The sequence below is a fragment of the Pseudomonas sp. GW823-FHT02E01 genome (genome assembly GCF_058797535.1).
In genome coordinates this window covers 788,453-809,338 of sequence record NZ_JBXAJS010000001.1, presented here as the reverse complement: position 1 = coordinate 809,338, position 20,886 = coordinate 788,453, and the positions used below count along the sequence as shown (strand labels likewise).

19 protein-coding genes are annotated in these 20,886 nt (G+C 61.6%); 13 read left to right on the top strand and 6 right to left on the bottom strand.

The genetic code is table 11. From position 1 onward, the window contains the following. The first annotated feature begins 109 nt into the window (after nucleotides 1-109). The 5 genes from AC1RDQ_RS03560 (at nucleotide 110) to AC1RDQ_RS03540 (ending at nucleotide 6,787) form a co-directional block, all read left to right on the top strand. Nucleotides 110-2,014 (top strand): sigma-54-dependent Fis family transcriptional regulator, encoded by a 1,905-nt coding sequence (locus AC1RDQ_RS03560; protein WP_492586352.1) that lies wholly within the window; start codon nucleotides 110-112, stop codon nucleotides 2,012-2,014. Beyond that, on the top strand, nucleotides 2,014-3,732 hold the full coding sequence (locus AC1RDQ_RS03555) for an ABC transporter ATP-binding protein (RefSeq protein WP_492586350.1): 1,719 nt from the start codon (nucleotides 2,014-2,016) through the stop codon (nucleotides 3,730-3,732). The genes AC1RDQ_RS03560 and AC1RDQ_RS03555 overlap by 1 nt, the downstream gene beginning before the upstream one ends. Continuing rightward, nucleotides 3,722-4,399: a subtilisin-like serine protease QhpE gene (gene qhpE / locus AC1RDQ_RS03550; RefSeq protein WP_154861497.1), complete on the top strand. Its 678-nt coding sequence runs from the start codon at nucleotides 3,722-3,724 to the stop codon at nucleotides 4,397-4,399. Before AC1RDQ_RS03555 ends, qhpE begins: the two co-directional genes overlap by 11 nt. Then, on the top strand, nucleotides 4,396-5,694 hold the full coding sequence (gene qhpG / locus AC1RDQ_RS03545) for a flavin-dependent monooxygenase QhpG (RefSeq protein ID WP_492586348.1): 1,299 nt from the start codon (nucleotides 4,396-4,398) through the stop codon (nucleotides 5,692-5,694). The genes qhpE and qhpG overlap by 4 nt, the downstream gene beginning before the upstream one ends. A gap of 94 nt (nucleotides 5,695-5,788) precedes the next feature. Further along, nucleotides 5,789-6,787 carry an acyltransferase family protein gene (locus tag AC1RDQ_RS03540; RefSeq protein WP_090456939.1) on the top strand — a complete coding sequence of 333 codons (999 nt, stop codon included), beginning with the start codon at nucleotides 5,789-5,791 and terminating at the stop codon, nucleotides 6,785-6,787. A gap of 102 nt (nucleotides 6,788-6,889) precedes the next feature. Here the strand turns inward: AC1RDQ_RS03540 and AC1RDQ_RS03535 are convergent, their stop codons facing one another. After that, a complete protein-coding gene (locus tag AC1RDQ_RS03535; protein WP_492586346.1) occupies nucleotides 6,890-8,380 on the bottom strand; it encodes an aldehyde dehydrogenase family protein in 1,491 nt (496 codons plus the stop codon). Between the two features lie 525 nt (nucleotides 8,381-8,905). Here AC1RDQ_RS03535 and peaA point away from each other — a divergent pair. From peaA to peaD, 4 genes are all read left to right on the top strand, one after another. Beyond that, nucleotides 8,906-10,486 (top strand): quinohemoprotein amine dehydrogenase subunit alpha, encoded by a 1,581-nt coding sequence (gene peaA / locus AC1RDQ_RS03530; RefSeq protein WP_492586344.1) that lies wholly within the window; start codon nucleotides 8,906-8,908, stop codon nucleotides 10,484-10,486. A gap of 81 nt (nucleotides 10,487-10,567) precedes the next feature. Then, nucleotides 10,568-11,998, top strand: coding sequence for a quinohemoprotein amine dehydrogenase maturation protein (gene peaB / locus AC1RDQ_RS03525; protein WP_349735350.1), 1,431 nt, complete (start codon nucleotides 10,568-10,570; stop codon nucleotides 11,996-11,998). A 1-nt stretch (nucleotide 11,999) separates the two neighbouring features. Beyond that, entirely contained in the window at nucleotides 12,000-12,323 is a 324-nt protein-coding gene (qhpC, locus tag AC1RDQ_RS03520; protein ID WP_008016081.1) for a quinohemoprotein amine dehydrogenase subunit gamma, read from the top strand. A gap of 21 nt (nucleotides 12,324-12,344) precedes the next feature. Continuing rightward, nucleotides 12,345-13,463: a quinohemoprotein amine dehydrogenase subunit beta gene (peaD, locus tag AC1RDQ_RS03515; RefSeq protein ID WP_218498054.1), complete on the top strand. Its 1,119-nt coding sequence runs from the start codon at nucleotides 12,345-12,347 to the stop codon at nucleotides 13,461-13,463. Between the two features lie 282 nt (nucleotides 13,464-13,745). Here peaD and AC1RDQ_RS03510 read toward each other — a convergent pair whose 3' ends face one another. Beyond that, complete coding sequence (locus AC1RDQ_RS03510; protein WP_492586342.1) at nucleotides 13,746-14,147, bottom strand: lysozyme inhibitor LprI family protein; 402 nt, start codon at nucleotides 14,145-14,147, stop codon at nucleotides 13,746-13,748. A 62-nt stretch (nucleotides 14,148-14,209) separates the two neighbouring features. Then, nucleotides 14,210-14,608 carry a GFA family protein gene (locus tag AC1RDQ_RS03505; RefSeq protein ID WP_057713926.1) on the bottom strand — a complete coding sequence of 133 codons (399 nt, stop codon included), beginning with the start codon at nucleotides 14,606-14,608 and terminating at the stop codon, nucleotides 14,210-14,212. A gap of 197 nt (nucleotides 14,609-14,805) precedes the next feature. Between AC1RDQ_RS03505 and AC1RDQ_RS03500 the strand changes: the two genes are divergently transcribed. Continuing rightward, the gene (locus AC1RDQ_RS03500) at nucleotides 14,806-15,294 is read left to right on the top strand and encodes an SRPBCC family protein (protein ID WP_057713927.1); all 489 of its coding nucleotides are present in this window, start codon (nucleotides 14,806-14,808) and stop codon (nucleotides 15,292-15,294) included. A gap of 285 nt (nucleotides 15,295-15,579) precedes the next feature. On the opposite strand, the gene inhA is transcribed toward AC1RDQ_RS03500, so the two are convergent. Beyond that, entirely contained in the window at nucleotides 15,580-16,266 is a 687-nt protein-coding gene (inhA, locus tag AC1RDQ_RS03495; RefSeq protein WP_492586340.1) for an isonitrile hydratase, read from the bottom strand. A gap of 89 nt (nucleotides 16,267-16,355) precedes the next feature. On the opposite strand from inhA, the gene AC1RDQ_RS03490 reads away from it, so the two are divergent. Further along, nucleotides 16,356-17,339 carry a GlxA family transcriptional regulator gene (locus tag AC1RDQ_RS03490; protein ID WP_492586338.1) on the top strand — a complete coding sequence of 328 codons (984 nt, stop codon included), beginning with the start codon at nucleotides 16,356-16,358 and terminating at the stop codon, nucleotides 17,337-17,339. Between the two features lie 38 nt (nucleotides 17,340-17,377). Here the strand turns inward: AC1RDQ_RS03490 and AC1RDQ_RS03485 are convergent, their stop codons facing one another. Both AC1RDQ_RS03485 and AC1RDQ_RS03480 read right to left on the bottom strand, forming a co-directional pair. After that, complete coding sequence (locus AC1RDQ_RS03485; protein WP_057713930.1) at nucleotides 17,378-18,010, bottom strand: BRCT domain-containing protein; 633 nt, start codon at nucleotides 18,008-18,010, stop codon at nucleotides 17,378-17,380. Nucleotides 18,011-18,021: 11 nt separating this feature from the next. Next, nucleotides 18,022-18,411 (bottom strand): hypothetical protein, encoded by a 390-nt coding sequence (locus AC1RDQ_RS03480; protein ID WP_349735356.1) that lies wholly within the window; start codon nucleotides 18,409-18,411, stop codon nucleotides 18,022-18,024. Nucleotides 18,412-18,661: 250 nt separating this feature from the next. On the opposite strand from AC1RDQ_RS03480, the gene AC1RDQ_RS03475 reads away from it, so the two are divergent. Together AC1RDQ_RS03475 and AC1RDQ_RS03470 are read left to right on the top strand one after the other, a co-directional pair. Continuing rightward, the gene (locus tag AC1RDQ_RS03475) at nucleotides 18,662-19,834 is read left to right on the top strand and encodes an MFS transporter (RefSeq protein WP_492586336.1); all 1,173 of its coding nucleotides are present in this window, start codon (nucleotides 18,662-18,664) and stop codon (nucleotides 19,832-19,834) included. Nucleotides 19,835-20,021: 187 nt separating this feature from the next. Further along, nucleotides 20,022-20,756, top strand: a complete 735-nt coding sequence (locus AC1RDQ_RS03470; RefSeq protein ID WP_492586334.1) for a thioesterase II family protein — start codon at nucleotides 20,022-20,024, stop codon at nucleotides 20,754-20,756. Nucleotides 20,757-20,886: the final 130 nt, after the last annotated feature.

Below are 20,886 nucleotides of genomic sequence, written 5' to 3'. Positions count from 1 at the left end.
GGGGGCAAGCCCCCTCGCCACAGGACTTGCCATAGCCCTGACGTTAACGTAAAGATTGCTCCAGGGCGCCGACGTATGAAGGCGCAGGGTGGATGACCCGGAGCGCTTGATGACGCCAATAAAAACAAACTCCCCCAAACTGCATCGCGAAGCCCGGCTGGCTCGGGAAAAGTTGCACCTGGAAGGCGAAGTGCCGGATGGCGTCCTGCGTGCGGAAATCGATGCCTCGTGGCGACGCAGCCTCAGCCATGGCGTGCATTTCAATGCCAAGCATGAGCTGGCGCTGGAATCGAGTGCCAGCCTCGACGTGTTGCTGTCCAGCAACCGCTTGTTGATCGACGCCGCGCTGCCGGCCATCGATTACCTGGCCGAGCGTCAGGGCAAGGAAGGGCTGATCATCCTCGCCAACTCCGACGCCACCATCCTCGCCGTCGAAGGCCGCGCCGACCGTCTCAAGGGCAGTGGCCTGCAGGACATCACCCTTGGCACCTGCTGGAGCGAAGCGGTTCGCGGCACCAACGCCCTGGGCACGGCACTGGTGGAAGCCCGGCCGACCCTGATCGATTGTGGCGAACATTATCTGGATCGCCTCAGTGATTTTTCCTGCACTTCGGTTCCGATCCATTGCCCCCAGGGCGACATTCTTGGCGTTCTCGACCTGACCCGCGAAGGCCCCCTCGGCCGTGCCCACGACAGCACTGCGCTGCTGGCCATGGCGGTCAGCCAGATCGAAAGCCGGGTGTTCAACGCCAGTTATCCGGACGAAATCGTCCTGGCCTTCCACAGCCGGCGGCAATATCTGGAATCCCCGTGGCAAGGCCTGCTGGCAGTGAGCCTCGGCGGGCAGATCCTGGCGGTCAGCGCCCAGGCCTGCCAGTTGCTCCACGCCGAGCGCTCGGCCCTAGTCGGTCGGCGCTGCGAAGAGTTTCTCGGAGTCGACGGCCTGCAATTGTTGGCGCGTCTGCATCAGGGTGGAGTCGGCAGCCTGCAAACCGCCAAGGGTGAATTCTTCTACAAAACCCTGCGCGCGCCGCAACGCTCGATCAACGTCAGCAGCCCGCCGCGCACAGTCGCGAAACCGCCCAAGGCGCAACCGGACCTGGAAGCGCTCGCCGGCAGCAATACCCGCTACGCCCGTGCCTTGCGCATGGCCCGCCAAGGCCTGGCCAATGAACTGCCGGTCCTGTTACTGGGTGAAACCGGCACCGGTAAAGAGGTGATCGCCCGCGCCCTGCACATGGCCGGAGCGCGCTGCGACAAACCCTTCGTGGCGGTGAACTGCGCGGCCATTCCCGAAGGCCTGATCGAGTCCGAACTGTTCGGCTATCGTGAAGGCGCGTTCACCGGTTCACGCCGGGGCGGCATGGTCGGGCGTTTGCAGCAGGCCCATGGCGGCACCTTGTTCCTCGATGAAATCGGCGATATGCCTTTGGCTTTGCAGGCCCGGTTGTTGCGGGTGCTGCAGGATCGCAAGGTCGCGCCCCTGGGTGCAGGCGAAGAGCAGGACATCGACGTCGCGCTGATCTGCGCCACCCACCGCGACCTCAAGCGTCTGGTGGAAGAAAAACACTTTCGCGAGGACCTGTTCTACCGGGTCAATGGCATCAGCGTGATGCTTCCGGCCCTGCGCGAACGCGAAGATTTCGGCGCGCTCGTCACTCGCATGCTGACGATATTGGGCGCACCCGCCGTGGTCCTGCACGATGATCTCGATCGCTTGCTCAACGGTTATCAGTGGCCGGGCAACATCCGCCAACTGGAGATGGTCCTGCGCACCGCGCTGGCCATGCGCGAACCGGGCGAAACCGTGCTGACCCTCGACCACTTGCCCGACAGCATGCTCGACGAGTTGACCACCAGCGAACGGCCCCAGGCCGGCAGCATCCGGGAAAACGAACTGGATCTGATCCGTCAGTCCCTGGACACGCACCAGGGCAATGTCTCGGCCGCCGCCGACGCTCTGGGCATCAGCCGCGCGACGCTTTATCGCAAGCTCAAACAGTTGCGTTCGTGATGCAGCGCTTGATCGTTCGGCTGATCGACAGCCAGAACCCCGAGGCTCTGCAAGCGGCATTGCGTTGGCTGTACAGCTTCGTGCGACCCCATCGCCTGGCGATTGCCGGGCTGCTGGGTTTGTCGGTCTGCGCCTCGGCGCTGGTGCTGGTGCAGCCGTGGCTGACCAAACTGCTGATCGACGACGGCCTGTTGGCGCGCAATTTCCCGATGCTGGTAATGATCGCCGGGCTGATGATCGTTGCCGGGTTGCTGGGCACGGCGCTTTCGGGCATCAACCGCTACCTGCACACGCGACTGTCCGGGCGCATGCTGTTTGCCCTGCGCGATGACCTGTACCGGCATTTGCAAACCCTGTCGCCGAGCTTTTACGGCCAGCGGCGCATCGGCGACCTGATGTCGCGCCTCGATGGCGATGTCGCGGAAATCCAGCGGTTCGCCGTGGACTCGCTGTTCTCGGCCGTGTCCAGCGTGATCGGCCTGGTGGTCGCGGTAGCGATGCTGCTGACCTTGTCCTGGAAACTGTCGCTGCTGGCGCTGGTGCTGATTCCCCTCGATGTCCTCTGGCTGCGCTGGATGCGGCGCAAGGTGGAGCGTGATGTGCGGCAGTTGCGCGAGCGTTCGGCGGACATGTCGTCGTTCATGGTCGAGACGTTGCCGGTGATGAAGTTCATCCAGTCCGCCGGCCAGCAACAGCGCGAAGCGCGGCGCCTCGAGACGCTGGGGCAGGGCTACATGAGCCAGTTGCTGCGCCTGCAAGTCACCGAGTTTTTCACCCAGGCCGTGCCCGGTACCCTGACTTCGCTGTCCCGGGCCTGCGCATTTCTGATTGGCGGTTACTGGGTGGTGCAGGGCACCTGGCAACTCGGCGCCCTGATTGCCTTTTCCACTTACCTGGGCATGGCCGTGGGGCCGGTGCAAAGCCTGCTCGGGCTCTACGTCGCGATCCAGCGGATGACCGTCAGCCTCGGCCGGGTCATGGAGTTGCGCGGCGAACAACCGACGGTGTTGACGCCTACCACGCCAAGGGCAATGCCCACTGGCGGCGATCTCTGGTTCGACAACGTGCACTTCGCCCATCCCGGCCGCCAATCGACCCTGCGCGGTATCGAGGCGCGGATTCCCTACGGTATGAAAGTGGCCCTCAGCGGCGGCTCGGGCGTGGGCAAGTCCACCCTGATCGACCTGCTGCAACGTCATCACGATCCGCAATCGGGCCGGGTACTGCTGGGCGACGTTGATCTGCGCGAACTGGATCTGTTCCAGTTGCGTCGGCGCATCGCCATCGTCAGCCAGGACATCGTGCTGTTTCGCGGCAGCCTCGCCGACAACCTGGCCTACGCGGCACCGGACGCCAGCCGCGAGGCGATTGCCGACGTGGCGCGACTGGCGCAACTCGACAGCCTGATCGAGTCCTTGCCCGAAGGTCTCGACAGTCCCTTGGGCGAGCGGGGCCAGCAGTTGTCCGGCGGGCAGAAACAACGCATCGCGATTGCCCGGGCACTGTTGCAGGACCCACTGATCCTGGTGCTCGATGAAGCCACGTCCGCAGTGGATGAAGCCACCGAACGCGAAGTCATCGACGCCATCGACCGCCTGTTTGCCGGGCGTACGCGCATCCTGATCAGCCATCGCCCCTCAACCCTGGCCGACGCCGACCTGCGCTTCGAATTGCTCGACGGCGTACTGACCTCGAAAACGGTGCTGCATGAAACCTGAGTTGCGCATTGGTGTGGTGGACAGCGGTCACTCGGCGGCACAACGGGTGCAAGTGATCGCCGGTCGACGCTTTTCATTGCTCGAAGACGGCCTGGCCGAGGGCGACTTGCGCGAAGACCCGCTGGGGCATGGCAGTGCGGTGATCGAGGCCATCGGCCGGCGTGCACCCTCGGCGCTGTTTTGCGTGGCTCAGGTGTTCGACCAGCGGGGTGTCACCAGCGCCTTGCAGATCGCCACGGCGATTGACTGGCTGCTGACGCAGGACGTGCGACTGATCAATTTGAGCCTTGGCCTGCGCCAGGATCGCAGCCTGTTGCGCGCGGCCTGCGCGGCGGCGGTGGCGCAGGGCGTGCTGCTGTGTGCGTCGAGCCCGGCCCAAGGGGAAGGGGTGTTTCCGGCGAACTATCCGCAGGTGTTGCGGGTGACCGGCGATGCGCGGTGCGCCGAGCAGGAATGGTCGTGGCTCAACAGCGCCCAGGCGGATTTCGCCGCGTGTGTGCATGGCACGTACCCGGGGCAATCCGGGGCGAGCCTCGGTTGTGCCGCCTTGAGCGGGCACATTGCCGGGTTCCTCGTCGAACAACCTGGTGCCAGCAATGAGCAAGTCATCGAGTGGTTGCGCGAGCATGCCCGTTACCGTGGTCCTGAACGGCGTTTCGGGCCGTGAACGACATCGTCATTCTGGGCGCCGGCCCGGCGGGGGCCGCGGTCGCGCTGGGTTTGAAGCGGCTGGGCCATGGCGTCACGCTGATCAGCGAATGGCGCCGGTTTGCGGCGCTCGAAGGCGTGTCCGTGCGGGTTCTGGAAGCCTTGCGCAGTGCGGGCCTGCACCAGGCGTTGGCGCAAGCAGCGCTGCCTTCTCAACGCCAGGTGAACTGGAATGGTCAGCAGCATGCGCAGAACATCGAATACTTGCTCGACCGTCCGGTGTTTGACCGAGGCCTGCGTGAGGATTTGCGCCTGGCGGGGGTCGAGTTGATCGAAGGCCGGGTGCTGACGGTTCAGTCATCGGCCAATGGCCACCGAATCGAAATCGACGGCCGCGAACCGCTGCTGGCGCCGTTTCTCGTGGAGGCCCGAGGACGTCAGGCCCCCGCTATCGGCAAAGGCTTGCGTGGGCCCGAGACCGTCAGCTTGCTCAATCGCTGGCAGAGTTCGCCGGGCAGCACCGCCAGCGCCGTGGAAAGCCTTGAGGACGGTTGGGCGTGGATGGCGCGGCGCGCCGACGGCCAGTGTTACTGGCAATGGACGGTGGATGTGGCCAGTGCCGGGTTGCCGGGCAAGGCTATGTTGCTCGATTACTGCCGACAGCGGCGCCAGGGTTCGAAGTTGGCCGCCGCATTTTTTGCGGGCGAAGCGGAATCTGATCTGCAACTGCACGCCCGCAGTAGCACGGCGATTCTGAGCCCGCAGGTGTGTGGCGATAACTGGATTCGGGTCGGCGATGCGGCAATGGCGGTGGACCCATTGTCGGGCAACGGGATCTTTCAGTCCTTGTCTTCGGCGTTGCAGGCGCCTGCGGTGATCAACACGCTGCTGTGCAAACCCGAACGGGCGGCTCTGGCCAAGCGTTTTCACCAGCAGCGGGTGGGGCAGTTGTTTTTGCGGTTTGCGCGGATCGGCCGGGATTTTTATGCCGATGAGCAACGCTGGCCGGACCAGCCGTTCTGGCAGGCACGGCGGAGCTGGCCGGATGCCGAAGTGGCCCATGCCGAGGCGGATTTCAATGCGCTGAGGATTGAACGGGCGCCGGTGTTGCGTGATGGACTGGTCGATGAAGCCGAGGTGGTGATCACGGTGGATCAACCGCTGGGTATCTGGCATGTGCATGGGGTTGAGGTGGCGGCGTTGGTGCAGAGGTTAAAGCAGGGAGAGCCGGCGGATCGGGTATTGGCCGGGCTGACGGTGGAGCAGGGGCGGATGGTTCGCAGCTGGTTGCTGGGCCAGGGTTTCAAACCCTGAATGAAGAACGTCCGGATACGGCGAAAAAGCCTGTTCTCCCAGCGTAAAGCATCGTAATTTACGCGCCATAACGACAAGGAATTTTGGGGTGTAAGTGGGAGCTTATCGTCTGCTATTGGCCGTTCTGGTGGCCGTTTCTCATATGGGCAAGACGTTCATGGGGCTAAACCCCGGCGTGATTGCCGTGATTTCCTTCCTGATCATCAGCGGCTTCGTGATGACCTCGCTGATCGAACGCAATTACAAGGCGCCGGAGAAAGTCGGCCTGTTCTACCTGGACCGCGCCCTGCGGCTCTATCCTCAATTCCTGTTCTACTTCGTGGTTTCCTGTGCGGTGATCTATTTCCTGCTGCCCGGCACGCCTCAAGCCGCCGAGCTGACGCTGCGAAACATCGCCGCAAGCCTGGCTATCGTGCCACTGGGCTTCTACATGTTCGGCGCGGCGGGATCGTGGATCTTGCCGCCGGCCTGGTCTTTGGGGCTTGAGATGTGCTTCTACCTGATGATCCCTTTCCTGATCATCTATAGGGCGCGGGGCGTTGCGTTTGCTCTATCCGTCGTTGTCTTCATGGCCGCGTGCCTGGGTTTCATCAACACCGACCTGTACGGCTACCGTCTATTGCCGGGTGTGCTGTTCATGTTCCTGTGCGGCAGCTACCTGTACAAAGCGCAGCCGAAGGATTTGGCGATCGCTGCCGGCACCGCCGTGGTGGCGGCCCTGATGTTTGCGGCCATCATGGCGGGATGGATAGAGCGCCGGCCGTTCAATGCCGAAGTGACCGCCGGCATAGCGCTGGGCGTGCCCGCCGTGTACCTGCTGACAAAGCTTCGGTTTCACCGGATTGACGAATTCCTCGGCAATATCAGCTACGGCGTGTTCCTGAATCACTATGTGGTGATGTACTTCCTGCACGCTGTCTGGTCGGTTGCCTACGATGGGGCCGTTGTTGCAACAGTGCTGGCCTTGTCGTTGCTGCTCAGCGGCGTTTCGTACTACTGCGTCGAACGGCCGGCCCTGAAGCTTCGTCACGCGCTTCGGGCCGGCGCAAAATATGGGGTGGGTCGCCCACTGGACCGCGAAACAGCGGCGTAGTGGCTGGGGGACGCCTTCGCGGGCAAGCCCGCTCCCACAGGGGAACGCATTCCAATGTGGGAGAGGGCTTGCTCGCGAAGGCGACCTGAAGGACGCTACGAATCACAACTTGATCAGCACCGACTTCAACTCGGTGTAATGCTCGATCGCCGCATACCCCATCTCACGCCCGACCCCGGACATCTTGTAGCCTCCGAACGGCAGCGCCGGGTCCAGGGCGCTGTGGCAGTTGACCCACACCGATCCTGACTTGATGCGCGGAATCATCCGGTGCACCGCCGCCAGGTCATTGGACCAGATGCTCGCGCCCAATCCATACGGACTGTCATTGGCCATGCGCAGGGCATCGGCTTCGTCATCGAACGGGATGGCCACCAGCACCGGGCCGAAGATTTCTTCCTGCACCAGTGAGTGCTTCTGATCGACGTCGACAATTACCGTTGGCTTGACGAAGAACCCAGGCCCGAACTGCTCGCCACCGCAGGCGATGGTCGCGCCGCTTTCCCGGCCCTTTTCGATGTACCCGTAGACGCGTTCCTGCTGGCGCGCCGAGATCAAGGGCCCCATGTCGACGCTCGGGTCCAGGCCATTGCCGAGTTTCATGGCGTTGGCAATGTCGCTGATGTCCGCCACCACATTGTCGAAGTGCTTGCGCTGCACATACAGCCGCGAGCCTGCGCAGCAGACCTGGCCCTGGTTGAAGAAGATCGCACTGGCAGCCCCGGCCGCGGCGGTTTTCAGGTCGGCGTCGGCCATGACGATGGTCGGTGATTTACCGCCTAGCTCCAGGGTGACCCGGGTCATGGAATCCATGGCGATCTTGCCGATCTGCTTGCCGACGGCGGTGGAGCCGGTGAAGGTCAGCTTGTCCACCAGCGGGTTGTGGGTCAAGGCAGAACCTGCGGTGATGCCGGTGCCGGTGACCACGTTGAATACGCCTTCGGGATAACCGGCTTCCAGCACCAGTTCGGCAAGTTTAAGTGCGCTCAGCGGGGTTTCGTCGGCCGGCTTTAGCACCACGGTGCAGCCGGTGGCCAGGGCCGGGCCGAGTTTCCAGCAGGCCAGCAACAGCGGGAAGTTCCAGGCAACGATGGCACCGACCACGCCCACCGCTTCACGGCGGATGAAGCTGTGGAACTGGTCGTTGGGCATCAGCGGTGCCGACACGTCAACCGTAGAACCTTCGATCTTGGTCGCCCAACCGGCCATGTAGCGCAGGAAGTCGATGGCCAGTTGCACGTCCATCACCTGGGCCACCGCCGCGCTTTTACCGTTGTTCAGGCATTCCAGTTGCGCCAGCAGTTCGGCGTCGCGCTGCATCAGGTCGGCGAGTTTCCACAGCAGGTTCTGCCGCTCCCGGGGACGGGTGCGGGTCCAGGCCGAATCGTCGAACGCCTGGCGGGCGGCGAGCACCGCACGGTCGACATCTTCCGGTGTTGCCCGTGGCACCACGCACAGCACCTCACCGGTGGCCGGGTTGTGCAGGGGCATGGTCTGGCCGTCGGCGGCCTCGACCCAGTCACCGCCGATAAGCATGCGCGGGGCGCGCTGGATGAATGCCGAAGTGGCGGGAAGCAGGTTTGGGAGCGACATTGGCGAGGCCTCTTGTTGTTCGTGAGAACCGGGCTTTCGCAATGCCTGTGCCAGTTGTGTTTTTTCGGCCCGAAGGCCCGATCCAGTGGGGTGACAGATATTTCCGGGGTCACCCTGAGATCGATAAACGTCGCAAATTGCGACGATGTGAGACGCCCCGAACACGACACCCTGTAGGAGCGAGCCTGCTCGCGATGGACAAAAGAGCACCACGTTTAGCCTGTAAGCACGCGATATCGTTAACGACCATCGCGAGCAGGCTCGCTCCTACAGAAAACTATGCTTGTCTCAGAGTGAAACAGTTGTCGCGAAATTAAACGTGCAACGCCCATGACGTCTCCCGAAAAAAACCGGTTATTAGTCACAAGTCATTGATTCATTGAGATATTAATAAGCTGGCACGCTCCGTGTATTGCTCATCGCAGACGTTTCTCTTGCCTCCGTCAGCGGATCAACGCCGGCGGCAGAAACCATAAAAACGATAAGCCACAACAATAAGAACGCACCGTGCGAGGTTCGACGTTGATGAAGAGAAAACTCCGATCAGGCATGAGCGCCAGCCTGCTGGCCGTAGCCGCTTTTGTAGCGCTGCATTCGCCTCATAGCCTGGCAGCCCGCGACGCCCAGACCATCCTCAAGGAAACCTGTCAGGGCTGTCACACCCCCGAAGCCGATAACGCCCTCAGCCGCATCAGCCACCAGCGCAAAACGCCGGAAGGCTGGCTGATGAGCATTGCCCGGATGCAGACAATGCACGGTTTGCAGATCAGCGATGACGACCGTCGCACGCTGGTCAAATACCTGGCCGACACCCAGGGCCTGGCGCCGAGCGAAACCGACGGCGTGCGCTATGCACTGGAGCGCCGGCTCAATACCGTCGAGCAGTTCGACGACCAGACCAGCCAGATGTGCGGCCGCTGCCACTCCGGTGCGCGGGTTGCCCTGCAACGGCGTCCGGCCCAGGAGTGGGAACGCCTGGTGAATTTCCACCTCGGTCAGTGGCCGTCCCTGGAGTACCAGGCGCTGTCCCGGGACCGCGACTGGTTCGATATGGCCCGCAAAGAGATGGTGCCGCTGCTGGCCAAGCGTTATCCGCTGGACAACCCGGCCTGGAAAAAATGGCAGAGCGCGGCGCCGAAAGCCGATGCCCTGGTGGGCGACTGGAGCTTCAGCGGCCACTTGCCGGGCAAGGGTGAGCTGGCGGGTGTAATGACCGTGAGTGCCGATGGCAGCGACACCTTCAAGGTCAGCGTCAAAGGCCAGTATGCCGACGGCACGCCGTTCAACGGCGACGGCAGTGCAATCCTCTACACCGGCTACGAATGGCGCGGCAACGTGACCATCGATGGCGTGACCATGCGCCAGGTGTTCGCCGCCCAGGGCAATGCGATGCAGGGCCGGATGTTCGAGGCCGAGCACGACGAGCGTGGCCTGGACTTCGTCGCCGCCAAGCAAGGCTCCAACCGTTTGCTGGCGGTCCAGCCGGGTTATCTGAAGGCCGGCAGCGAAACCGAAGTGACCCTGATCGGCAGCGGCCTGACCGGCAAGCCGGACTTCGGCAAAGGCGTGGAAGTGCTCGAAGTGGTCGAGCAGAGCCCTGAGCGGATCAAGGTCAAGCTCAAGGCCGCCGCCAATGCCCAGCCAGGTTTGCGCGCGGTCAGCGTCGGCACGCTAAAGGGCCCGAGCCTGTCGGTGTACAGCAAGATCGCCTCGGTCAAGGTTGTGCCGGAATTCTCGGTGGCACGGATCGGCGAGGGCGGTGGTTCGACGCCGAAAGTCCAGGGCCGTTTCGACGCGGAAGCCTGGGGTAAGGGCGCTGATGGCAAGCCGTACCGCATCGGTGTGTTCCCGGCACAGTGGAAAGTCGAGGCCTTCGACGACCGCGCCAGGGAAGACGAAGACGTCAAGTTCGCCGGCACCATGCAGGCCGACACCGGCGTGTTCACTCCGGGCGATGCCGGGCCGAACCCGGCACGCAAGATGTCCACCAACAATGCCGGCAACCTCAAGGTGATCGCCGCCGTCGACGACGCAGGGAAATCCCTGACCGGCGAAGGCCACCTGATCGTGACCGTGCAACGCTGGAACAATCCACCCATTCCGTGAGTTGGCTGACGGCACAGGCTTCAGACACTTTTCGGAATGACCGCAAGCCCCGCCAAGCGGGGCCTGCACAGGAGGTTTGCCATGGGCGCTATCTTGAATCTGGTCGAACGCAACCTGCACGAAGTGCAGGTCGATGCCGACCGCATGCTGTTTCACATCCCCAGCAGTTCGCTGTTCGCCAGCGATGAACTGACGGGCACCATCATCGACACCTTGCGCGGGCCAGGTTGTTCCTCGGACGACCTGATCCAGCGCCTGGCCGCGCGTTTCAACGGCGAGGAAATCACCGAGACCCTGCGCGAGCTGATGGCCCTGGAACTGGTCAGCGACGGCTCGCCGCTGACCCCCGACATCGCCACCAAACGGGTCGAGCGCACGGCGATCAATACCGTGGTGCTCAACGTCAACACCGGCTGCAACCTGAGCTGCACGTATTGCTACAAGGAAGACCTCGACAAGCCGTCGGCGGGCAAGAAAATGGACGTCGAAACGGCGATCGCCTCGGTGGAAATGCTGCTGCGCGAATCCCCGGACGAAGAGCGTTTCACCGTGGTGTTCTTCGGCGGCGAACCGCTGAGCAACCGCAAGCTGATCGAGTACATGGTCGACTATTGTGAGAAGCGTTTTCACGAGGCGGGCAAGTTCGTCGAATTCGTCATGACCACCAACGCCACGTTGCTCACCGAAGAAACGGTGGATTACCTCAATGCCCATCGTTTCGGGCTGTCGGTGAGCATCGACGGGCCGAAGACCGTGCACGACCGCAACCGCATCACCGTGGGCGGGCAGGGCACCTATGACGTGGTGCGGCGCAAGGCCGAGATGCTGTTGTCGCGCTACAACAGCCGTCCGGTCGGAGCTCGCGTAACGCTCACCACCGGCGTGACCGACGTCGAAACCATCTGGGATCACCTGTTCAACGAACTGGGTTTTGCCGAAGTCGGCTTTGCCCCGGTGACCTCCGGCGACATCAGCAGCTTCAACCTCACCAGCGATGAACTGGTGCAGGTGTTCGCCAACATGAAGGCGCTGGGTCGTCGATACCTGGAAGCGGCGCTGGAGCACCGCAACATCGGTTTCTCCAACCTGCACCAGCTCATCACCGACATCCACGAAGGCCACAAGAAAGCCCTGCCATGCGGCGCGGGCCTGAAGATGCTGGCGGTGGATCACAAGGGCGAGCTGAACCTGTGCCACCGTTTTACCGGTTCGAGCCTGCCGACCTTCGGCAACGTCCATAGCGGTGTGAAACAGGTGGAGTTGAACGACTTCCTGTCCCAGCGCCTGGACCGTACCAACACCGGCTGCGAAGACTGTCAGATCCGCAACCTGTGTTCCGGCGGCTGCTACCACGAGAGCTACGCCCGCTATGGCGATCCGACCCACCCAACCTATCACTACTGCGAACTGATGCGTGACTGGGTCGACTTCGGCATCGAGGTCTACACCCGGATCATGGCCAATAACCCTGCGTTCATCAGCAGTTACATCACTCCGCGCAAGGCTCACTGATATGAAACATCTCAAGGCAATCAATAACAAAGCGTTGAAGCTGGATCAGGCCGCGGATGAAAACCGCATAGAAGAAGTGGTGGCCATGAGTTCCGTGGCGGGCTGTGCCTCGACCACCGACCCGGGCTGGGAAATCGATGCGTTTGGCGGTGTGTCGTCGCTGTGCCAGCCAATGGAGGCCGACCTCTACGGGTGCTCCGACCCTTGCTGGTGGCCGGCCCAGGTGCCCGACATGATGAGCACCTACCCGGACTGGAACAAGGATGCCCAGGCGTCCAACGACAACTGGCGCAACCTCGGCACTGTCTTCCCCAAAGACAAGTGATCACAGAAGAAGGATTCCAGCATGCGTAACATCAAAGCCTGCGGCCTGGCCGCGTTCGCCGTCCTGAGCAGCTGTTCTGTCAGTGTTCTGGCCGATGAAAATACCGCGCTGCAAGTCGGTCACGAATACATGGTGACCACCAACTACCCGAACAACCTGCACGTGATCGACCTGGCCACCGACACGCTGTTCAAGACCTGCAAGATGCCCGATGCCTTCGGCCCCGGCTCCGTGCAGTTGTCGCCGGACCGCAAGACCGCCTACGTGCTGAACAATCACTATGCGGATGTCTACGGTGTCGAACTGGACAACTGCAAGCAGGTGTTCCACGCCAGCATCACCCAGAAGCCGGGTGAGAAGGCCAGGTCCATGTTCGCCTTCACGGTCAGCCACGACGGCAAGGAGCTGTACACCGTCGCCAACCCGACGCTGATGATGAATGATCGCTACGAAGTGCAGCAGCCACGGCTCGACGTGTATTCGACCGATGCCGGCATGGACGCCAAGCCGCTGCGCAGTTTCCCGGCGCCGCGCCAACTGACCATCATGCAGAGCGGTGACGACGGCACGCTGTACGTGGCGGGGGCGGATGTCTACAAGGTCAACGTGCAGAGCGGCAAGTTCGATGTGCTGATCCCCAGCCGGCACTGGAAGCGCCCGAACTACAGCGCGCCGGACGTGCTCTACGTGTGGAACCAGCAGACCTACCGGCATGACTTCTCGCTGCTGTACACCGCGGCGAAATTCAAGGACAAGAAACAGGACCCGGCCACCGCCGAATACCTGTACGGCCTGTTCAGCGTCGACCTGAAGACCGGCAAGACCGAAACCACCGACTTCGGGCCTCTGACCGAAATCTACTTCAGCGGCATGCGTTCGCCCAAGGACCCGAACCTGATGTTTGGTGTACTCAACCGCCTGGCCAAGTACGACATCAAGCAGAAGAAAATGCTCCAGTCCGCCGCGCTCGATCACTCGTATTACTGCATTTCCTTCAACAAGGACGGCAGCAAGATCTACCTGGCGGGGACGTTCAACGACGTGGCGATCTTTGATGCCGACAGCCTGAAACAGACGGGCAGCATCAAGTTGCCGGGCGGAGACATGGCGATTACCACGGCGCAGATTTTTGTCCGGTAATTGCGGCGCCTGAACTGACGCCTTCGCGGGCAAGCCCGCTCCCACAGTGGATTTTTGGTGTGGTCACTATTGTGTGAACACCACTGAACCCTGTGGGAGCGAGCCTGCTCGCAATAGCGGCATGTCAGGCAACATCAATGTTGAATGTGCCGACCTCATCGCGAGCAAGCTCGCTCCCACAGTTTTTGTGGTGACGCCGGCATTGCGAGTACATCCTAATCCCCTGTGGGAGCGAGCTTGCTCGCGATGGGGCCCTCAAAAACACCGCAAAAACAGCAAAAATCAAACCCCCGGCACCGGGCAACTCATATCCCCCTCCTGGCACTTCAGGTAGTTCTTGAACGTCTGAACCCGTGCCTTGGTCAGTTCCGTGGTGCAGTTGCTGTATATCAGCGGATACACACTCCCGCCTTCCACCCCGGATGCCGAAAATTTGCACTCGGCATCGCGGAACGCAATCCACGCCCGCTGCGCACCCACCAACTGCTTTTTGCTGTCCGGGTTGCTCTTGAGTCGCGAAGTGATCTGCTGGTACAGCGCATTCAATTCCTTGTCGGCGGCCGCGTTCTGCTGCGCCGCGCACTGGTTCATCGTCGCCTGATCGCTGGCGTTGTCGCAGTCCACGGCGAACGCCATGGAGGTGAACAACAGGGGTGTCAGCGCCAAGAGTAAGCGTGGGTTCATGCTGGAGTGCTCGCTGTGACCGAAAGAGAGGTGCAGTGTAGCGCCGAGGGGCATTTGGCTCTCTACGCTTGCCATTGCACGTGCTTTTCCACCGAATCGTATTCAAGCCATGGCACATCGTGAGACGTCCAGATATGCGCTTGGGGCGTCATCCGCGGATCGGTATCCAGCGTCGCCACCCGAACAATCACGTGAGGCTGGGCCGGCCGTTCGGCCATCAGGTGTGAACCGCAGACTGAACAGAAATACCGAAACTTGCCCGGCGACGATTCATGGTGGCTCAGGCGATCCTGGCCTTTGGTCCAGCGAAAATGCTCGCGCATGACTCCGGCGGTCGATGCAAAAGCCGCTGCGTGTGCCTTGCGGCAGGTTTGGCAATGGCAGTGGCTGATGGGCATGTCGAGGCTATCGAGCTCGTATTCGATGGCCTTGCACAGGCAACTGCCGCGCAGATTTTTCATGTCGCTATCCTTTTCCATGCTGTTTCGAGGGCGAACGTTAGCAGTTTCGACCCGCTGACTTTGCGATTGCCCAGAACTTATCCACGCAAATGCAACCGAATATCTCAGGTATGGTTGATTGCTTATCCCGATTGGTACAACTTTAGAGTTGGTCTTGTGGTCTTACTGACCTACTGTTCAAGTACAGGAGGTGACTTATGAACCCAGCATCTGATCGCATCGAAAGGAAAATCCTGCTCAAGGCCAAGCGTTCACAGGTCTGGCGTGTGCTGGCCAATGCCGAAGTGTTCGGACAGTGGTTTGGCGTGGCGCTGGAAGGCAAGCGCTTTGTGGCAGGCGAATGGACCCAGGGGCAGGTTACCTATCCCGGTTATGAACATTTGCGCTGGAATGTACTGGTAGAGCGGGTCGAGCCGGAGCGGCTGCTTTCGTTTCGCTGGCACCCGTATGCCGTGAACCCTGAAGTCGATTACTCCCAGGAACCCACCACCTTGGTGAAATTCGAGCTCGAAGACATGGACAACGGCACGTTGCTCAAGGTCTCCGAGTCCGGTTTCGATCACATTCCCCAGGCTCGTCGCGAAAGGGCTTTCCGCATGGACAGTCGTGGCTGGGAAGAGCAAATGAACAATATCGAGCAGTTTTTGATCGACAATGCCAAAGCCCACGAGCAACAGAGTGGCTGAAGTCGGCTCGAAACCTGAGGCGTCTAAGGGTTTTCGGAGGGTGGTTTATAGCGAATGTCTTACACGCGATGGTAGCGATATCGCCTGTTACAAATTGGATCCGAAGCGTAATCTGGTCTCACCCACTGAAGCACAGGATGTGCTCAGGATCATGGATGATCGACCATATGCAAGGAACGCTACGACAAGGAGTCGTCATGGTCTTGGAAAAACCCGCTTCGGCGGGTTTTTTTTGCGCGCATGAAAAGTCGTGGCGGCAGGAACCGGGTTCCCGCCGCCATTTTTTCACTGTCGATCGAGTTTCGCCGCCGCGCGCTCGGTGATCTGCGCCCGCAGTTTCAACGAGCCGGCAGCCCGCTGGCGAGCCTCTTCCAGCACACTGGCCGGGGCCGTCTCGGGGCTGCCCGCGGTAAACGGCGGGGCCGGGGCGTATTCCAGTTGCAGTTGCACCAACTCGGCGGTGGCCTGGTCGAACAGCTCGGCGGCCAGGGTCAGGGCGAAGTCGATACCGGCGGTGATGCCGCCACCGGTCAACAGATTGCCGTCACGAACCACCCGGTCTTGCACTGCGATTGCGCCCAGCGGCTTGAGTAGTTCGTGATAGGCCCAGTGAGTGGTGGCGCGTTTGCCCTTGAGCAATCCCGCCGCACCCAGCACCAGCGAGCCGGTGCACACCGACGTGATGTACCGCGCGTTGGCGGCCTGGGCCTTGAGAAAGTCCAGAGTCTGGTCATCTTCCATCAAGGGTCCGACACCACTGCCACCGGGCACGCAGATCACGTCCAGTGCCGGGCATTCATCGAAGGTGGTGGTCGGTTTCAACAGCAGGCCGGTGCTGGCGGTGACCGGCATCAGGTCTTTCCAGATCAGATGCACTTTCACATCCGGCAGCGAGGCCAGTACGTCGTAAGGGCCGGTCAGGTCCAGTTGCTGAACCTGTGGAAACAACAGAAAACCGATCTGCAACGTCATGGTGTTTTTTCTCGTGAAGTGGGTGGACGGTTTGACTCTAGGCTCGTAGGCTTTGGCGTATACGCCAATATCCCCACGAATTACGCCAAATGTCGAAAACCATCCATGTACTCGCTTTCGCCAACGTGCAATTGCTCGACGTCACCGGGCCGTTGCAGGTTTTCGCTTCGGCCAACGACATAGCCCGCCAGCAAGGCCTGCCGCCACCCTACGCACCAACGGTGATTACCAGTGGCGGCGGGGCGGTGATGTCGTCGGCGGGGTTGGCGCTGTTGGCCGAACCGTTGCCGGATGAGGGCACTGATACCCTGATCATCGCCGGTGGCTGGGGTGTTTACGCAGCGGCGCAAGATGCGCCGTTGGTCGCCTGGGTGCGCGAACATGCTCGTGGCTGCCGGCGGGTTTCCTCGGTATGCACCGGTGCGTTCCTGCTGGCGGCCAGCGGCTGGCTCGACGGCCGGCGCGTGGTCACCCACTGGACCCGTTGCGAGCAACTGGCGCAGCAGCATCCGCAACTGCACGTCGAGCCCAACCCGATCTTCATCAACGACGGCCCGGTCTGGACCTCGGCCGGGGTGACCGCCGGCATCGACCTGGCGTTGGCCATGGTCGAAGAAGACCTGGGACGCACCATGGCCCTAGAAGTCGCGAGGCAACTGGTGGTGTTTCTCAAACGTCCGGGTGGCCAGTCGCAATTCAGCGTGACCCTGTCACTGCAACAGGAAGGCAACCGTTTCGATGAACTTCACGCCTGGATCAGCGAAAATCTGGCCCACGACCTTGGCATTCCGACCTTGGCCTTGCAGGCCGGCATGAGCGAACGCAGCTTCGTGCGCCACTACCGCGCCGACACCGGCCAGACCCCGGCCCGGGCCATCGAACTGATCCGCGTCGAAACCGCGCGACGTTTGCTCAGCGATACCGGCGTGCCGATCAAACGAGTAGCGGTGCAATGCGGCTTCGGCAGCGAAGAAACCCTGCGCCGCAGTTTCCTGCGGGCCATGGGCGTGACGCCGCAGGCATATCGGGAGCGGTTTTCGGTCAGTGTTGGTGCAGATTCAATGGTGCCTTGAGCATCTTTTAGCCTGAGCCTGATGCAGTTACCCCACGGTCACCCGAACAGCACCCTTTGCCAGTGTTCTTCACTGATGATCGCGATAGGAACACCGCTCTCTCTTAGCTCGACCGCTTTTTTGATCTTGGTTCCATAAGTGCTATGAAGCCACTGATCGTTTCCGATGCTGCCCACCACGAGATAGTTGATTTTTCTGCTGACCGAACCACCGATCTGACCGCCGCGTTCGACAATCAGCGATTCACATTCTTTGCGCGGACCGTAAGCCATGACTCCGGTGAACAGGAAAATCCGATCAACCAAGTTCAGTGTGGGGGCAGGGTTGTCGAGTGGAAGACTGCAAGGCGTTGTGAAGATCTGGTCAGAGCCAACCGGCAGACCTGCAAACTGGTGCAGCATATCCAGTAGCTCAGCCGATTCTTCGGAGTCCAGCACACCATCACTCAGCATGTCGGAGAGGCGTTTGTAGAGGATGTTCACGACCGGATCACCCAGATGACACAAATGAACTTCGATCCAGCTCTTGAGAAACTCGGCTTCCTGCTGGTTGATCTGGCCATCGGCAGCGAGTCCAGCCGTAATGCCTACCAGTGCGTCGGCTGAACGTCTATCAATGCGTGCTTCGTGGAAAAATCCACTGTTTTGAAATTCCTGATGCAAATCGACCATCGTCCCTGCTCCTAGGATTCAACTTCCGCTATTTGATTGAAATACTTCGCCCGGTCCGGGGTAAACGTCACCACCATCCCGGTTCGCGAGCAAGTCAGCGCCCGCTCCTGGTTCAAATCAACATCCAGATCTTCCCCACGCAGCCCCTGCCACTGCGCGAGGTATTTGAGGGAGCCGTACTTTTCGAGTTTCTTCAGGCTGCGGCTGACGCCACCTTTCCAGCCCAGTACCGGCAACTCGCCGGCGAGGCACTGTCGGGCGAGGTCGGGGAAGCGGGCGGCGCGCTGGCGGCCGACTTCCCAGCATTTGATCAGGCCCTTGTCGTCGGCCTCCCAGAGTTCTTCGCGGTTCAAACCGTTTCGGAGCGGGGAGGCGATGCTGCGATGGATGCGTTGGGTCATTCTGGTTCCTTGAATTCGGGTGGTTCTGCACAGCTCCGCTGTACCCGTTCATCAAGGATGTTAGGTGGGGATGTCATGGCTGGCAACAAGGTATTTCCGTTCGGCTCGCTTCCACAAAGAACTGCCTGCACCAATCAATTGTGGGAGCGAGCTTGCTCGCGATGGGGCCTTCACATTCAACCAACAATTCCACGCTTCCCCCGCAATCAGCCGTTGTGGCAACGTGCAGTCCCCTGATGAGACCCGTCCCATGGCAAACCCCTATCGCGAGTTGTTCAAAGCCCCCGGCAGCCGCGCATTCGTGCTGGCCGGAATGATCGCGCGCATGCCGATTTCCATGACCGGCATCGGCCTGATCACCATGCTCTCGCAGTTGCAGGGTGGCTACGCAATGGCCGGCGCGGTGGCGGCGACGTTCGCTCTGGCCACGGCGTTTTGTGCGCCTCAGGTGTCGCGGCTGGTGGATCGATTTGGCCAGGGGCGGATTCTACCGGTATCGGCATTGCTGGGCGGTGGGGCACTGTTGCTGTTGTTGCTGTGCACGCGGTTGCAGGCGCCGCACTGGACGCTGTTTTTCTTCGCCGCGCTGGCCGGTTGCATGCCGAGCATGTCGGCGATGGTGCGGGCACGCTGGACTGAGGTGTATCGCGGCCGCCCCGAGTTGCAAACCGCCTACGCCCTGGAGTCGGTGCTGGACGAAGTCTGCTTCATTGTCGGGCCGCCACTGTCGGTGGGGTTGTGCGTGGTGGCATTCCCCGAGGCCGGGCCGCTGGCGGCCTTGCTGGCGCTGGCCATCGGCGTCACCGCATTCGTCCTGCAGCGCAGCACGGAGCCGCCGGTGCATCCCCATGAAGAGCATCACCAGGGCTCGATCATCCGTTCCCGCGACATTCAGTTGCTGATGCTGTTGATGGTCGCCATGGGCACCATTGTTGGCGTGGTGGACGTGGTCAGCGTCGCCTTCGCCCAGCATCAGGGCCAACCGGCGGCGGCGAGCATCGTGCTGTCGGTGTACGCCATCGGCTCGTGCCTGGCCGGGTTGGCGTTCGGCGCACTGCGCTCTAAAGTGCCGCTGGCGCGCCTGTTCCTGTACGGCGGGGTGGCGACGGCGGTGACCACCTTGCCGTTGCTGCTGGCGACGAACATTTTCGGTTTGTCATTGGCGGTGTTTGTCGCCGGCCTGTTTTTCGCGCCGACGCTGATTGTCGCCATGGCCCTGGTGGAGCAGATCGTACCGCCGGCCAAACTCACCGAAGGCCTGACCTGGCTGGTCACCGGCCTGAGCATCGGCGTGGCGATCGGCGCCGCCGGCTCCGGCTGGCTGGTGGACGTCTTCGGCGCGCGCAGCGGGTTCTGGCTGGCGATTGCGGCGGGGGCAGTGGTGCTCGGTTCGGCAATCCCGAGCTATCGCCATCTGAAATAGAGATTCAATGCTGGAAACAGCCTCCTGTGGGAGCGAGCTTGCTCGCGATGACGGTGTGTCAGGCACTTATGATGTCGACTGACACTCCGCTATCGCGAGCAAGCTCGCTCCCACAGGGTTACTCACATGGCTAATTCTTTGGGCACCTCATCCGTTCTCTTTACAGATAACTTTCGAGGAAAGCCCGGTGACCCCGCTGACATTGCTGTGCCTGCCCTATTCGGGCGCGAGTGCCATGGTCTATAGCCGTTGGCGGCGAAAACTGCCGGAGTGGCTCAAGCTGCAACCGGTGGAGCTTCCGGGGCGGGGCGCGCGCTACGGTGAGCCCTTGCACACCGACATGCGCCGCCTGGCGCTGCAATTGGCCCAGGAACAAAAAGCCACGCTCAAGGCGCCGTACGCGTTGTTCGGCCACAGCATGGGGGCGCTGCTGGCCTGCGAGATGGCCCATGCGTTTCGCTCGCTGGGTTGCCCGGAACCGGTGGCGCTGTTCGCCTCGGGCACCGCCGCACCGCCGCTGCGCGCCGATTACGACCGTCAGTATGCCGAGCCGAAAACCGACGCCGAACTGATCGAGCAATTGCGCACCCTCAACGGCACCAGCGAAGAGATCCTGGCCAATGAAGAGTTGATGAGCCTGACCCTGCCGGTGTTGCGCGCGGACTTCCTGCTGTGCGGGCGTTTCGAGCCGGTGCAGCGCCCGTTGCTCAGGTGCCCGGTGCACGTGCTCGGCGGCAAGGCCGACCGCGCCACCACCGAACAGTTGATCGGCTGGAGCCAGGAAACCCGTGGCAGTTTTTCGGTGGACATGCTGGCTGGCGGGCACTTCTTCATCCATGAGCAGGAAGCGAAGGTGCTGCGGGTGATCAAGGATCAGCTTGAGGTGCATCATCGGCGGCTTTCCATGGCTGCCGTGGGTTAACACCACTCCAAAATTCTACCCGATCCCTGTGGGAGCGAGCTTGCTCGCGATGGCGTCGTGTCAGCCGGCAATAATGGTGCCTGACACGCAGCTATCGCGAGTAAGCTCGCTCCCACATTTTTGATTTTCA